At 55.4% G+C, this 13,714-nt stretch carries 16 protein-coding genes, 2 tRNA genes, 1 pseudogene and 1 riboswitch; of the genes and pseudogenes, 10 read left to right on the top strand and 9 right to left on the bottom strand.

Annotation, left to right across the window (positions count from 1 at the left end):
* Window positions 1-2 precede the first annotated feature (2 nt).
* Window positions 3-90: transfer RNA gene (locus tag H2Z33_RS22765), tRNA-Ser, on the top strand.
* Window positions 91-150: 60 nt separating this feature from the next.
* Here H2Z33_RS22765 and H2Z33_RS22760 read toward each other — a convergent pair.
* The 3 genes from H2Z33_RS22760 to H2Z33_RS22750 are packed head-to-tail and all read right to left on the bottom strand — an operon-like array spanning window position 151 to window position 2,944.
* Window positions 151-912: an ABC transporter ATP-binding protein gene (locus H2Z33_RS22760; RefSeq protein WP_063135270.1), complete on the bottom strand. Its 762-nt coding sequence runs from the start codon at window positions 910-912 to the stop codon at window positions 151-153.
* Window positions 909-1,940: a FecCD family ABC transporter permease gene (locus H2Z33_RS22755; protein ID WP_017384785.1), complete on the bottom strand. Its 1,032-nt coding sequence runs from the start codon at window positions 1,938-1,940 to the stop codon at window positions 909-911. Before H2Z33_RS22755 ends, H2Z33_RS22760 begins: the two co-directional genes overlap by 4 nt.
* Window positions 1,937-2,944 carry an ABC transporter substrate-binding protein gene (locus H2Z33_RS22750; RefSeq protein ID WP_063135269.1) on the bottom strand — a complete coding sequence of 336 codons (1,008 nt, stop codon included), beginning with the start codon at window positions 2,942-2,944 and terminating at the stop codon, window positions 1,937-1,939. Before H2Z33_RS22750 ends, H2Z33_RS22755 begins: the two co-directional genes overlap by 4 nt.
* 173 nt (window positions 2,945-3,117) lie before the next feature.
* Here H2Z33_RS22750 and H2Z33_RS22745 point away from each other — a divergent pair, with 173 nt between their 5' ends.
* Entirely contained in the window at window positions 3,118-4,731 is a 1,614-nt protein-coding gene (locus tag H2Z33_RS22745) for a mechanosensitive ion channel family protein (protein WP_017384783.1), read from the top strand.
* A 40-nt stretch (window positions 4,732-4,771) separates the two neighbouring features.
* On the opposite strand, the gene H2Z33_RS22740 is transcribed toward H2Z33_RS22745, so the two are convergent.
* The gene (locus H2Z33_RS22740) at window positions 4,772-5,290 is read right to left on the bottom strand and encodes a helix-turn-helix domain-containing protein (RefSeq protein ID WP_063135268.1); all 519 of its coding nucleotides are present in this window, start codon (window positions 5,288-5,290) and stop codon (window positions 4,772-4,774) included.
* Between the two features lie 254 nt (window positions 5,291-5,544).
* On the opposite strand from H2Z33_RS22740, the gene H2Z33_RS22735 reads away from it, so the two are divergent.
* Window positions 5,545-5,632 (top strand) — tRNA-Ser (locus tag H2Z33_RS22735).
* A gap of 42 nt (window positions 5,633-5,674) precedes the next feature.
* On the opposite strand, the gene H2Z33_RS22730 is transcribed toward H2Z33_RS22735, so the two are convergent.
* Window positions 5,675-6,676, bottom strand: a complete 1,002-nt coding sequence (locus H2Z33_RS22730) for a magnesium transporter (protein WP_045907440.1) — start codon at window positions 6,674-6,676, stop codon at window positions 5,675-5,677.
* 60 nt (window positions 6,677-6,736) lie between these two features.
* A riboswitch (M-box (ykoK) riboswitch) is annotated at window positions 6,737-6,906 on the bottom strand.
* A 159-nt stretch (window positions 6,907-7,065) separates the two neighbouring features.
* On the opposite strand from H2Z33_RS22730, the gene H2Z33_RS22725 reads away from it, so the two are divergent.
* Window positions 7,066-7,569 carry a DedA family protein gene (locus tag H2Z33_RS22725; RefSeq protein WP_015570881.1) on the top strand — a complete coding sequence of 168 codons (504 nt, stop codon included), beginning with the start codon at window positions 7,066-7,068 and terminating at the stop codon, window positions 7,567-7,569.
* Between the two features lies 1 nt (window position 7,570).
* Here H2Z33_RS22725 and H2Z33_RS22720 read toward each other — a convergent pair whose 3' ends face one another.
* Window positions 7,571-8,320 carry an SDR family oxidoreductase gene (locus H2Z33_RS22720; RefSeq protein WP_015570880.1) on the bottom strand — a complete coding sequence of 250 codons (750 nt, stop codon included), beginning with the start codon at window positions 8,318-8,320 and terminating at the stop codon, window positions 7,571-7,573.
* Between the two features lie 100 nt (window positions 8,321-8,420).
* On the opposite strand from H2Z33_RS22720, the gene H2Z33_RS22715 reads away from it, so the two are divergent.
* Window positions 8,421-8,780: a winged helix-turn-helix transcriptional regulator gene (locus H2Z33_RS22715; RefSeq protein ID WP_017384779.1), complete on the top strand. Its 360-nt coding sequence runs from the start codon at window positions 8,421-8,423 to the stop codon at window positions 8,778-8,780.
* A gap of 66 nt (window positions 8,781-8,846) precedes the next feature.
* On the opposite strand, the pseudogene H2Z33_RS23635 reads toward H2Z33_RS22715, so the two are convergent.
* Window positions 8,847-9,026: pseudogene (locus tag H2Z33_RS23635) on the bottom strand (winged helix-turn-helix transcriptional regulator); the annotation flags it as partial.
* A gap of 82 nt (window positions 9,027-9,108) precedes the next feature.
* On the opposite strand from H2Z33_RS23635, the gene agp reads away from it, so the two are divergent.
* On the top strand, window positions 9,109-10,350 hold the full coding sequence (gene agp / locus H2Z33_RS22705; protein ID WP_063135267.1) for a bifunctional glucose-1-phosphatase/inositol phosphatase: 1,242 nt from the start codon (window positions 9,109-9,111) through the stop codon (window positions 10,348-10,350).
* A gap of 32 nt (window positions 10,351-10,382) precedes the next feature.
* Here the strand turns inward: agp and H2Z33_RS22700 are convergent, their stop codons facing one another.
* A complete protein-coding gene (locus tag H2Z33_RS22700; protein WP_006809324.1) occupies window positions 10,383-10,610 on the bottom strand; it encodes a YccJ family protein in 228 nt (75 codons plus the stop codon).
* 18 nt (window positions 10,611-10,628) lie between these two features.
* The gene (wrbA, locus tag H2Z33_RS22695; RefSeq protein WP_006809323.1) at window positions 10,629-11,225 is read right to left on the bottom strand and encodes an NAD(P)H:quinone oxidoreductase; all 597 of its coding nucleotides are present in this window, start codon (window positions 11,223-11,225) and stop codon (window positions 10,629-10,631) included.
* A 391-nt stretch (window positions 11,226-11,616) separates the two neighbouring features.
* Here wrbA and H2Z33_RS22690 point away from each other — a divergent pair, with 391 nt between their 5' ends.
* The 4 genes from H2Z33_RS22690 (at window position 11,617) to H2Z33_RS22675 (ending at window position 13,680) form a co-directional block, all read left to right on the top strand.
* Window positions 11,617-11,787: a general stress protein gene (locus H2Z33_RS22690; RefSeq protein ID WP_001273664.1), complete on the top strand. Its 171-nt coding sequence runs from the start codon at window positions 11,617-11,619 to the stop codon at window positions 11,785-11,787.
* 116 nt (window positions 11,788-11,903) lie between these two features.
* Window positions 11,904-12,809 carry a DMT family transporter gene (locus H2Z33_RS22685; RefSeq protein ID WP_017693666.1) on the top strand — a complete coding sequence of 302 codons (906 nt, stop codon included), beginning with the start codon at window positions 11,904-11,906 and terminating at the stop codon, window positions 12,807-12,809.
* Window positions 12,810-12,882: 73 nt separating this feature from the next.
* Window positions 12,883-13,152 carry a DUF1778 domain-containing protein gene (locus H2Z33_RS22680; RefSeq protein WP_015570876.1) on the top strand — a complete coding sequence of 90 codons (270 nt, stop codon included), beginning with the start codon at window positions 12,883-12,885 and terminating at the stop codon, window positions 13,150-13,152.
* Between the two features lie 6 nt (window positions 13,153-13,158).
* Complete coding sequence (locus H2Z33_RS22675) at window positions 13,159-13,680, top strand: GNAT family N-acetyltransferase (protein WP_032647926.1); 522 nt, start codon at window positions 13,159-13,161, stop codon at window positions 13,678-13,680.
* The last annotated feature ends 34 nt before the right edge of the window (window positions 13,681-13,714 follow it).

Raw genomic sequence — 13,714 nt, 5'->3', positions numbered from 1 at the left:
TAGGAAGCGTGGCCGAGCGGTTGAAGGCACCGGTCTTGAAAACCGGCGACCCGAAAGGGTTCTAGAGTTCGAATCTCTACGCTTCCGCCAAATTCGAAACCCCTGCGATAGCAATATCGCAGGGGTTTTTGTTTTTGCGCCAGTCTTCCGTCATGCCACCATGTTGTAGCTTATCGTGATCCCGGCGTCGGCCTTGCAGACCTGAGCTTTTACGCACCAGGTGTCCTCGATGTTTGCCGGCGTCAGAACCGCTTCGGGCGCGCCCGTGGCGGCGATCTGCCCGGCCTTCAGGAGGATCAGACGCTGGCAATAATTGGCCGCAAGATTGAGATCGTGCAGTGCAACCACCACCGTAAGCGGCAGCTGTGAAACGAGCCGCATCAGCTCCAGCTGGTGCTGAATGTCCAGGTGGTTTGTCGGTTCATCGAGCAACAGCACCTGCGGCTGCTGGGCCAGCGCGCGGGCTATCTGGCTTCGCTGGCGTTCTCCGCCAGACAAAGAGTGCCATCGCCGCTGGCGTAAGCGGCATAACTGCATCAGGCCAATCGCCTGCTCAACCGCAGCCTCATCGTCGCGCGAGGTTTTCTGGAATGTTTTCCGGTAGGGCGTACGCCCCAGTCTGACAATGTCCTCAACGGTCAGTTCTCCGTCGACCTCAGCATGTTGCGGGACAAACGCCATGTGCTGCGCGCGTTTTTTCAGCGGCATCATGCAGAGCGTTGTGCCATTAAGCGCCACGCGTTCACTGAGTCGTGGAAACAGCCCGGCGAGACAGCGCAGCAGCGTCGACTTGCCCGAGCCGTTTGGCCCTAACAGGCCGATAATCTGCCCGGATGGCAGGTCGAGATCGATATCCTTAAGCACCGTCTGCGCTTGTCGGGTTACGGTTAACCCGGCCACAGTAATATTCATGGATGCTCCTTTCGGTTTTGATAAAGCAACGCCACAAAGACGGGGGCGCCCACCAGCGCAGTCACCACCCCGATGGGCAGAACCTGGTGCACAATCAGCGTGCGTGAGACGATATCGGCGAGGATCATAAAGTGGGCGCCGATGAGAAACGTCAGCGGGATAGATAGACGATGGCCCGGCCCACATAGCATGCGCGTTACATGGGGAATGACCAGCCCGACAAACCCCACTGCGCCCGTGGCGCTCACCAGCGTTGCGGTAACAATGGCACAGGTCAGCAATAAGACAATACGCACGGCGGTAACCGGGATCCCCAGCGTGGTGGAGACCTCATCCCCGAAGGTGAAGGTGTCCAGCGCCCGTGAAAAGAGCAATACCACCAGTAAACCCGCAAGCGTAACGGCCAGCGCCAGCAGCGCGTCAGGCCAGCGCACGCCGCTCAGACTTCCCAGCAGCCAGAACATGACGCTACGGGACTGCTCGGCATTGGCGGACGTACTGACGACGTACGCGGTCATGGCGTTGAAGAGCTGGGTGCCCGCAATGCCAGCCAGCAAAATGCGCGACGGGCTTTCACTCATCCCGTTCGTAATCACCATGATGAGCGCAAAGGCGGCGCACGAGCCGACAAACGCACCGCTGCTTACGCCAATCACGCTCCCCCCGATGCCGAGAAGCATCACGCAGACGGCCCCCAGCGATGCGCCCGCGGAAATCCCCAGCAGATAAGGCTCAGCCAGAGGGTTACGCAGGATCGACTGTAACACCAGCCCGCACAACGCCAGGCCGCCGCCGTTGCACGCGGCCATTACTGCCCGGCTCATGCGATATTGCCAGACGATACCTTCCTCCGTTTGCGGCAAAGCATAAGAGGTCAAACCCAGTCCGTTGAGGATCGCTTTCCCGGTACTGGCATACGACACCGGCATATCACCGATACTGGCGGCAAAGACCAGCATCAGCGGCAGCGCCATGGCACCTGCTGCCAGTAAACCCTGCTGGCGGCGGTCAAAAGCGAAATGACTCATTGTTCATCCTGGAAAGAAGCCAGCCGATCGCTGATAAGCTCAACCGCATCGACGTTACGCAATGAAGGGTTTAACGACATCGCTGGCACCACGATGATGTGGTTGTTCCTGACCGCAGGCATGTTCTTTGTCACCGGGTCACTGCGCAAGAACGCTTTTTTTACCTCAACGTCATCGGCAGGGTAGAGCCTGCGGGACATCCCGGCGATAACAATCACGTCCGGCTGCGAGCGGGCTATATGTTCCCACGTTACAGCGGGCCATTCGTCGTGAGAGTCAATAATGTTCTTCAACCCCAGCGTGCGGCTGATCCAGCCAGGCGCGCCGTAATTCCCGGCCACCCAGGGATCGCCATTCAGACGGCTGCTGGAGAACCAGAATACAACGCTAAGCGGTTTCGCGGAGGCGCGCGCCTGGGCCTTTTTAATACGCTCCGCCAGCGCACGATTGAGCTGCTCACCTCGCGCGGAAACATCAAAAATCGTCGCCAGATCTGTCACTTCCCGTGTAATTTCCGCCAGTGAAAACGGCGCGCTACGTGCTCCGTCTGCGTTTGAGGTTTCCGTTACCGTTTTATCCGTGCAGTCGGCAGGGGAGATCCACGTATTAATCCCCAGCGACGCAAACTGCTCACGGGTTCCCACTTCTCCCTGCGGACCAATGTGCCAGTGATACTGTGCGAGAACGAGTTCAGGTTTCTGCCCTACCACGGCCTCAAAGGAGGGGGAATTATCCGCAAGCCGGGGGAGGTTTTTCCCGGCATCCTCCAGCGTGGGTGGGAGCTTGCCGAACCAGACTGACGTCGCGGCGATCGCTTTCTCCAGCCCCAGTGCGAGCAGTAATTCTGTTTCATGCTGACCCACGGTCACGACGCGCTGAGGAGCCTGCGTAAAGGTCTGCTTAACGCCGCAATTTTCAATCGTGAGGGGCCAGGTGGTTGCGGCGAAAGTGGCAGGCGCCATGAAGAGCAGTGAAGCCAGAAATAACCCATTTTTAAGTAACATAGAACGCAATCCAAAATTGTTATGTTATAACATAATACATATATTGTGACTGAGAGCAACACGCTCACCGTCGCTTGTTGCAGAAACGAAAGGCTGGACTATTCTCAACATACCCACCTGGCATTCGCGGGTTGCCTGAAAAATAACAAGATTTCTGACCTGGGGTAGTAAGGATGAAAAAGATCCTGCTCGCGTTTGCGTTCTGTTTTGCCGCCCTGAGCGCCTTCTCATCGTATGCCGCAGAGCCCCGCCAGGCGCCTACGGAGCAGGAGCGCGCCCGAACGGTCTACATCTTCCATCAGCCCATCGTCATGCTCCAGGCGAAATTTGGCCTGACCACGCCGGAAGAACGCGTTTTACGCATCCGCAACACCCTGCGCAATTTTACCGAGGCGGATGTGCGTGAGCCGCTCAGCATCGTCCCCGTGACCCGCTATAACCAGCAGGGACGGCTAATAGTGATGAACGGGAAACCTGTGATGCTGCTGACGGAAGGGGATTTGGACGAAGGGGACGATCTTACCCTCGATCAGGCCGCACAGCGCGTGCTGGCGCGCATGGAAGCGCAAAGGATGGCGCTGCGCGATCAATACGATACCGGCTGGCTGGCGCTGTCGACGGTAAAAACAGCCGCTGGCCTGCTGGCGCTGTTGCTGCTCTGCTACGGCGCGTGGCGATCCTGGCGCTGGTTCCGGCGCGTCTACCGTCGGCGTATTGTGGAGAATCGCAGCCGGGTGCCGCAAAGCTGGCGGCGGTACATTGGCGCAATTGAGATTCGGCTTTACGCCTTGCTGATGTTCCTGCTGGGGTTGATCGGCTTTTACGTCTGGCTGAGCTGGGCATTCAGTCTGTTTCCGTGGACGCGGGTGTGGGGCACGTCGCTGGGAGACTGGACGCTTCGCGTGGTGCAGCAAATTGCCCTGGCGATTGTCTCGGCCTTGCCGGGGCTGACGATTGTGCTGATCATTTTCCTCATTACCGCATTTATTCTGAAGCTTCTCAGGATGGTGCTCAATCAGGTGGAGGCTGGTCGTCTGCAACTTCCCGGCGTACATCCGGAAACCGTGGGGGCTACCCGTAAGCTCATTTCCGTTGCCGTCTGGCTATTTGCTCTCTCCGCCGCCTGGCCGTTTCTTCCCGGTGCGAACTCGCTGGCGTTTAAAGGTATTAGCGTCTTCTTTGGCCTGATGTTAACGCTGGGCTCGGCAGGGGTGATGAACCATGCCATGAGCGGTCTGGTCCTGATTTACTCCCGCGCTCTGCGCAAAGGCGATGTCATTCGGGTGGCGGATAACGAAGGCAAGGTCAGTGAAATTGGCATGCTGGCGACCAAAATTATTACCCGGGAAAATTATGTCGTTACCGTGCCCAACGCGGTGGTGGTGAGCGGTAAGATCACCAATCTGAGCGCGCTACAGCCCGATGGCAGCCTCAATCTGACGGTCAGCGTCACGATCGGTTATGACACCCCATGGCGTCAGGTGCATGCCATGCTGGAGCTGGCCGCGAAACGGGCAAAAGGGATTGACCTTTCCGAGCCGCCGCTGGTACGCCAGTTAGGGTTAATGGACTGGTATATCGCTTACGAATTGCAGGTCCGTCTGCTGCCCGAACAGTCCCTCGCGGTTGCCCGCAATGAACTGCATAGCCAGATACAGGATGTGTTTAACGAATTTAACGTGCAGATCATGTCCCCGAATTTTGTTATGCAGCCAGAGGGCAGCGTAATGGTTGCCAAAGAGAACTGGTATACCGCGCCAGCCAAACCCCCTCAGGGCGAAACGTGACGGCCCGGTTTTTCCGTGGCAAGGCAAAATGTCACAGCTTTTAATCGACGATCGCCGATTTTACACGGGTCATCGCCAGAATGTTTTTTGAGCGCATATTTAATTTCTCGAGGATCCTCACGCGGTAGGTGCTGGTCGTTTTTTGTGACAATTGCAGCTTTTTCGCGATCTCATGGTTTTCCAAATGAAGCAGCTTCAGCACGTCATATTCGCGTCGCGTAAAGGAGTGTGTTCTGAGCGCCCGGTAAAAGCGCATCAGCTGCTGAAAAGGGTGAGCAGTAAAATGCATCGACGAATAGATAATATTATCGATTCTCACTGCGCGGTTGGCTTCTATCTCATGCATCAGGACAATGTAATCACGCTTAACTTTTTTGACCTGCCGAATGGTTTTATTGCGTAACTTATCCTGTTCAATCGCAATGATAAAATCCATCGCCTGATCGACCCCATCAAGATCGTGAATATCCGCGTCATCGCGAATCAAATGGGTTGATGTCAGGGAGCTTGATACACCCTGGCAAAGGTAGTAGTTATCACTGATAAATAAAAAATTCATAATCGTCGTTAAATAAAGTCATGGCTAATCTCTTATCGCAGTGATCCACGGTTAATGGGTGTTGTACGAAAAAGAGTCTAAATGACCACCTGCGAATCTAATAAACGTTATGAATGTAAAAATAAATGTTTACATTTTAGCCAGCCGATGACGAAGAAATCAGCGGGGCGGAAGGGGAGGACGGAAGACGTGTAATGTTATGCAATTTCGTGCTTTACATCATGCTCAGAGATGTTTATAGTGCGCCTCACTTTGGAAGCGTGGCCGAGCGGTTGAAGGCACCGGTCTTGAAAACCGGCGACCCGAAAGGGTTCTAGAGTTCGAATCTCTACGCTTCCGCCAAATTCGAAAACCCTGCGATAGCAATATCGCAGGGTTTTTTCGTTATTCCAGCCCCAGCGTATACTGCGCGATTTTGAAGTAGATAATCAGCCCGGTCCCGTCGATTAGCGTGGCGATAAACGGTGCGGAGACCACCGCCGGATCGATTTTGCAGCGTTTCAGTACCATCGGGATCACCGACGAGACGATGGCGCTCCACAGTGTAATGCAGACCAGCGTCAGGCTGACGATGAGCGTGATTTCCATCCCAATACCCATCATCCAGGCGCGAACGCAGCCCGCCAGACCCAGCGTGGCGGCAATCATTAACGAGGTGCTGATCTCTTTGCGCAGCACGCGACCCACATCGCGAAGGTGGACTTCACCCAGCGCCATGGCGCGCACCAGCGTCGAGGTGATCTGCGTCCCGCTGTTTCCGCCGGTGCCAATCAGCAGCGGAATAAAGAACGCCAGCGCGATGGCAGATTCCAGCGCCTCTTCAAAATGCTGGATCACCGAACTGGTATACGCTTCCGCAACAAACAGCAGCAGCAGCCAGACGGAGCGTTTCTTCCACAGGCTGAAAGCGCTGGTTTCCAGATAGGGCTTCTCCAGCGGCAGCGTCGCCCCCTGAAGCTGGGCATCTTCAGTAACGTCATCTTCCAGCAGATGGGCGATTTCACGCTCGGTAAGGCAGCCCACCAGCTTGCCGTGGGTCACCACCGGCACTACATCCGCACCCGCGTGCGCCAGCAGCCCGGCGACATCCGCCCGCTCATCTTCCGGTTTGAGCTGAATAAAATCCGATATCATCAACCCCTTAACAGGCTGCACGGTGTCCGTGGCCTGCAATAATATGCGTACGGCGATTAAACCCGCGAGACGACCGTTATCTTCGATAAAAATATGCGACGGAATATCATCATCTTTTAATTTTTCAAAGAACTGCTCGCGTGCCAGAGCTACGCATAATGAAATATCGATAACGATAAAATCGGTATTCATATATTGCGCGATGGCGCTGTCATTAAAAGCCAGGTTTTGGTTATGAATAGCGTAAGACATAGTAAATTCCCTTTGAATAATAAAATCTCTCAGGGGCGAGCAAGACAGGGCATGTCGGAAAGGAGATCCCCACGTCCTGGGTTCAGCACTGTACACCGTATCCCACAAGGGAAGTTATACTGACAAAGCCTTGATTCGACAGTGCCTGTTTTACCCTGTGCCGGTTCTCTCGAACCCACCAGAGCGATAACGTGTATTTGTACAGGAGCCTCGCCATAACGAGATCGTTGTAAAACGAGAGGGATAATACGCCTGTTTAAATTTAGTGCTCAGAAAATTAAATAATGTTTAAGAACGGTTTAGGTAAATCTTATTAATAAAATGTTGAGGGTTTATTTAAGGTTATTCATTTTAAATGGACAATTAAATTATTAACGGGGGAGGGGAAAATGACATGGTTTGATAACCTGCTGAATCATTTTGCGCTGTATCCGGCACATCTGTTTGTGCTGTTATTCGTGATGGCGCTGAGCAAATCGACGGTGCTGATCTCCTCCGTGCTGCCGCCTGCGTCGGTGATGCTGCTGGCGGGCATTACCGTCAGCCAGGGGAGCATGCATCCTGCGCTGACGTGGCTCGCCGTGGTGATGGGGGCAACGGCGGGTTCGGTGCTGAATTACCATATCGGCCAACTGATGGGGCATACCCGGATGGTCACGCGCTTCACCTCAAAGCATGCCAATAAGTTCCTGCGGGTCCAGCATCAGCTGCAAAAGAACGGGGTCATCGTGCTTTTTACGTCGCGCTTCCTGGCGGTGTTGCGTTACATCGTCCCGCTGGCGGCCGGGATGCTCAGGCTGAACGCCGTCAAGGTCTACGCCGTCAGCCTGCTTTCCGCCTGTGCGTGGGCGGCGCTGTATGTCGGCGCGGTCACCGGCATCAGCGCCTTTTGAATTACAGGCTCCCCATTCCGCCGTCCACCAGCAGTTCCGTTCCCACCGTGTAGCTCGACTCGTCGGAGGCCAGATAGAGTGCGGCTTTTGCCAGCTCGGTCGTCGAGCCCATTCTGCCCAGCGGCACCAGCTTAATGACCTCTGCCATCATCGCGTTAAGCGCCTCGTCGCTTAAGCCCGTTTTCGTAAACGCCGGGGTTTCCACCGGACCGGGGCTCAGACCGTTAACGCGGATCCCGCGCGGCAGCAGCTCCGCCGACAGCGTGCGCGCCAGCGACAGCAGGGCGGCCTTGCTCGCGGCATACGCGCTGCTGGTGGGCAGGCCGATGCGCGCGCTCACGGAGCCGCAGAGGATCACCGAGGATGGGTTATTCAGCAGCGGCAGCAGCGCCTGAATTAAAAAGAACGGTCCCTTCAGGTTGATGTTCATCAGACGGTCCCAGGCCTCTTCCTGCCAGACTTCCAGCGGCGCGTGCGTTACGTCTCCGGCGTTGAGAAAGACCGCATCCAGGCGTGGCCAGCGGGCGGTGAGGGTCTCCGCCAGCGCTTTTTGCGACGAAATATCGCCTGCGTCGGTTGGGATCACCCAGGCCTTATCGCCCAGAATGCGCTCTGCTTCGGCGAGGGTATCCGGGTTGCGTCCGGTCACGGCGACGCGCGCCCCTTCGGCGATAAACGCCTGCGCGGTGGCGAGACCGATACCGCTGGTGCCGCCGGTAATCAACGTATACTTATCGGTTAAACGACCCATGTTCTTCTCCTGAAATGTCTCTGGAGAAAGCACTATAGAAACGTTAGTATCGAAAGGAAACCAGGTACCAAATGGATACTAACGAGGCAAGAGGTGTGAAATGGCAGAGCTGCTGGAAGCGTGCTGCGAAAAAAAATCTGAGGCGTATACCTGCCCGATGACGCAGTTTGTGAACCTGATTTCCGGTAAGTGGGCGATCCCCATTCTCTATCGCCTGATTGTGTTCAATACGCCCGTTCGCTTTGGCGATCTGCTGCGTGCCGCTGCCCCCATCACCCAGAAAGAGCTGACGAAGCAGCTGCGCCTGTTTGAGCAGCGCGGGCTGGTGACGCGAACGGTCTACCCGGAGATCCCGCCGCGCGTGGAGTATCAGATCACCGAGCTGGGGCTAACCCTTCAGGACGCACTCTCGCCGCTGGCCGCCTGGATGAGCGAATACGGCGACCAGCTTCAGCGTTAGGCTACTGTTTTACGTAGCGCGGATCCCCGCTTCATCGGTGAGATAGGCCACCAGAATATCGACTGCGACCCCGTAGCGCGCGTCGCGAACAATCAGCAGCGACCACCAGTCGCCGATAATATCCAGCGAACGGGCGACGGGGCAGGTGCTCTCTTCAAGGCGGGTACGTTTCACAGCGAATTCTCCGGTGGGGTATGGTTTTTTTTCATAAAACTCATCGGCACACGCCGTAAGCACGTTAATCATCAGTTTGAGAAATGCTTCCCGAAAAACCTGTCACGGATCTGTCACACTCAGGGCGACATTAAAAACGTGTGAGGAATTAGGGATGAGAAAAGCACTACTCGCAGTTGCCGTGGCATGTACCCTTTCCGTGACCTTTGGCGCACAGGCGCAGGAGACGCCGGACGGCTATCAGCTGGAACAGGTGCTCATCATGAGCCGCCACAACCTGCGCGCGCCGCTTGCCAATAACGGCAGCGTGCTGGAGCAGTCCACGCCGAAGCAGTGGCCGGAGTGGGACGTCCCGGGTGGACAGCTCACCACCAAAGGTGGCGTACTGGAAGTGTATATGGGTCACTATATGCGCGAGTGGCTGGCAGAGCAGGGGATGGTGAAGACGGGTGAATGCCCGCCAGCGGATACCGTCTATGCCTACGCCAACAGCCTCCAGCGCACCGTGGCGACCGCACAGTTCTTTATCACCGGCGCGTTCCCCGGGTGCGATGTTCCTGTGCATCACCAGGAAAAAATGGGCACCATGGACCCCACCTTCAATCCGGTCATTACCGATAACTCCCCTGAGTTTCGCGAGAAAGCGCTGAAAGCGATGGAGACGGAACGGCAGAAAATGCAGCTGGATGAAAGCTACAAACTGCTGGAACAGCTGACAAACTACAGCGACTCGCCGTCCTGCAAGGAGAAAAAAGTCTGCTCCCTGACGGAGGCGAAAGATACGTTCAGCGCCGATTATGAAAAAGAACCGGGCGTCTCCGGGCCGCTGAAGGTGGGTAACTCGCTGGTGGATGCGTTCACGCTACAGTATTACGAAGGCTTCCCGACAGACCAGGTGGCCTGGGGGGAAATCAAAACCGATCAGCAGTGGCGCGTGCTGTCGAAGCTGAAAAACGGCTATCAGGACTCGCTGTTTACGTCGACGGAGGTGGCGCAGAACGTGGCTAAACCGCTGGTGAAGTACATTGATAAAGCGCTGGTGACCGACCAGGCAAAAGCGCCAAAAATCACCCTGCTGGTGGGGCATGACTCTAACATCGCCTCGCTGCTGACCGCGCTGGACTTCAGGCCTTATCAGCTGCACGACCAGCAGGAACGAACCCCGATTGGCGGTAAAATTGTCTTCCAGCGCTGGCATGACAAAAACACTAATCAGGAGCTGATGAAAATTGAGTATGTCTACCAGAGTTCAGATCAGCTGCGTAACGCCAGCGTACTGTCGCTGCAATCCCCTGCGCAGCGCGTGACGCTGGAGCTGAAGGGCTGCCCGGTGGATGGCAACGGCTTCTGTCCTGTCGATAAATTCAATGCGGTGATGAACAACGCGGCGAAATAGAAGATAACCCCCCGCGCGGGCGGGGGGAACGTTCAGACGTTTTTACGTTCGATGGTTTGCTCGCCCCAGAACAGCGAGTCTTTGTCGGTTTTTTCGAAGGCGCGAACCAGCACTTCATCGTTGCCTTCTTCCCAAATCTGCTCAGCCAGCTTTTCGTCATAATTGGCGACTTCAAAGATGGCTTCGGCAATCTCCGGAGAGGTATTGCGTAAACTTGCCCATTCGCCCACGTGGTGAGCTTTGGATTCTTGAGTTGGCATACTTGTCCTCCTGTTGGGTTAGCCGTTCAGTTTTTTGGCAAGACCCGCGACGTATTCACCCTGATAGCGGGCGATTGAAAGTTCTTCATTACTTGGCTGACGTGAACCGTCCCCACCGGCAATGGTTGTCGCGCCATACGGTGTCCCGCCACGAACCTGGGAAACATCGAACAGTTCCTGCGCGCCGTAGCCAATCGGCACAATCACCATCCCATGATGGGCAAGAGTAGTCCAGGTGGAGGTGATCGTCTGCTCCTGGCCGCCGCCCGTGCCGGTAGAGCTGAACACGCTGGCCAGCTTGCCGTATAACGCGCCGGAGGCCCAGAGCCCGCCCGTCTGGTCGAGGAAGGTGCGCATCTGGCCGGACATATTGCCGAAGCGGGTCGGGGTGCCGAAGATAATGGCATCATAGTCCGCGAGCTCCTGCGGGGTGGCGACCGGGGCGTTTTGTGTTTTCCCCCCGGCTTTGGCGAAGGCTTCCGCCTGCATGGTTTCCGGTACGCGTTTAACCACGACCTCAACGCCGTCTACTCTGTTTGCGCCTTCTGCTACTGCGTGAGCCATGGTTTCAATGTGTCCATACATGGAATAATAGAGCACCAGAACTTTTGCCATTTTGCATCACTCCTCGTTGGTTTTTCTTACAGCGGATCGCTGCGTTCCTTTAAAGATATGACATCACAGCCAGACTGCAAAAATGAACGGCATTTCTTTGATATATAACAATATCTTTTGGTTACGCGCCTTGTAGCAAAATGAAACAACTTTCGCGGAGCGGATTTTTCAAAATATAAGAACGGCTTATGAATGACTTCCCCGATATTTCATACGAAAGGCTGAGATCATGTTGCAGAATATTACCTCTCGCTTGCCGGATAGCCGCATTACACTAAGCTTAGTTTCACGCGGCACAGATAAAGGCACTGTCCTTGAGCCGCGAGGTGAAAGAATCCTCTTTTACTGAATGCAATATGATGTCTAATGTTTCACACTCTGGAGGTTAGAGATGGCAAACCATCGTGGTGGTTCAGGTAATTTCGCTGAAGACCGTGAAAGAGCATCAGAAGCAGGTCGTAAAGGTGGCCAGTCTAGCGGGGGCAACTTTAAAAACGACCCTCAGCGCGCATCAGAGGCTGGTAAAAAAGGGGGTAAAAATAGCCACGGCAGCAACAAGTAGTACGCCGGGTTAACTCCCTGCCGCCGGGTTTCCCGGCGGTTTTTTTATGTCTGCTACATTGAACTGTCATCAAAGGCATCGCACACTACAGGATTGATTCTTCGTGCTGGTGTCCCATGTCCGTTTCCCGTTTTACCTTCTCCATTAAGCCTCAGGAAGCCATCCTGATTTTGATCACCATGTTCTGGGGCGGAACCTTTCTTGCTGTTCAGTACGCGGTCACGATGAGCGATCCGTTTTTCTTCGTGGGGCTGCGCTTTGCAACCGCGGCGATTGCCGTGGCGCTTATTTCGCTGAAAACCCTGCGCGGGTTGACCCTGAGAGAGCTTAAAGCGGGTGTCGCCATTGGCGTGGCGATTGCCATGGGCTACAGCCTGCAAACGTGGGGGCTCCAGTCTATCTCCAGCAGTAAATCCGCCTTCATCACCGCCATGTACGTACCGCTGGTGCCGCTGTTGCAGTGGCTGTGCCTCGGCAGAATGCCGGGCCTGATGTCGTGCATTGGCATCGTGCTGGCGTTCATCGGCCTTATTTTATTAGCCGGGCCGGAAAATAATCTGCTGGCGCTGGGGCCGGGGGAGATCATCACTCTGGTGGGGGCCGTCGCCATTGCGGCAGAAATTATCCTGATTAGCGCCTGGGCAGGAAAAGTGGACGTCAAGCGGGTGACGGTGGTGCAGCTTACCACCGCGTCGCTGGTGGCGTTCGCGACGATGGTGCCGGCAGGGGAGTCCGTCCCGCCGATGTCTACCGGGCTTATCGTCGTGGCGCTGGGGCTGGGCATTTTCAGCGCCATTATCCAGGTCACCATGAACTGGGCGCAGCGCAGCGTATCCCCAACTCGGGCGACGGTCATTTATACCGGTGAACCGGTATGGGCGGGTATTTTCGGGCGACTCGCCGGGGAGCGTCTGCCCCTGCTGGCGCTGGTGGGCGCGGCGTTTATTGTTCTCGGCGTGCTGGTGAGTGAGTTAAAGCTCAGAAAGCGTCGGAATGCGGTGAACGATTTAACGGCCGAATAAGCTTTTGATTGAAATAAAGGGCAGGTTTAACTACGATGTGTACGGATGAAAACCGTACACGATAAATGAAACCATGCCAGCACTCAAAAAACAGCGTATCGATCTTCGCCTGTCGGACGAAGACAAAACAATGATTGAAGAAGCGGCAGCGATGACCAACCAAACGATCACCCAGTTTATGGTGAACAGTGCGTCAGAGCGTGCTGCCGAAGTCATCGAACAGCATCGGCGTCTCGTATTAAACGAAGCCTCATGGATTGCCGTTATGGATGCCATCGACAATCCGCCAGAGCCAAATGAACGCCTGAAGCGAGCGGCGAAACGTCTTCGAAACATGGAGTGAAGCGTCGTGGCAAATCTCACGATCGAAATGTTATCAGAGGGAACCGATTACGATTTCGGCGATTTCGATTGTGGTGAACCCTCGCTAAATGCCTTCCTTACCGAGCACCTGATACGTCAGCACGGCGGGCGTATTTTACGCGGCTACCTGCTTAAAGAACGCGACCATCCGCGTGTCCTGGGCTATTACACACTCTCGGGAAGTTGCTTTGAAAAAGCGATGCTTCCTTCAAAGACTCAGCAGCGCCGCATCCCATACAGCAACGTCCCCAGCGTGACGCTGGGGCGTCTGGCTGTCCATAAAGAACTCCAGGGAAACGAGTGGGGAACAACGCTTGTCACACACGCTATGCGCGTTGTTTATCTGGCCTCGCAGGCTGTTGGCGTCCACGGAATTTTTGTGGATGCGCTTAACGAACGGGCCAAACGATTTTATCTGAAGCTGGGGTTTATCCCGCTGGCAGGTGAAAACAGCAGTTCGCTGTTCTTCCCCACGCAATCTATAGAACGACTGTTTGAGCAGGCGTGATCGCTCTTAAGGAACATGCAGGTCGGGTAAGGCG

Source organism: Enterobacter sp. YSU (assembly GCF_016082135.1).
GTDB lineage: Bacteria > Pseudomonadota > Gammaproteobacteria > Enterobacterales > Enterobacteriaceae > Enterobacter > Enterobacter hormaechei_C.
This window is presented reverse-complemented; position numbering and strand designations above follow the sequence as displayed.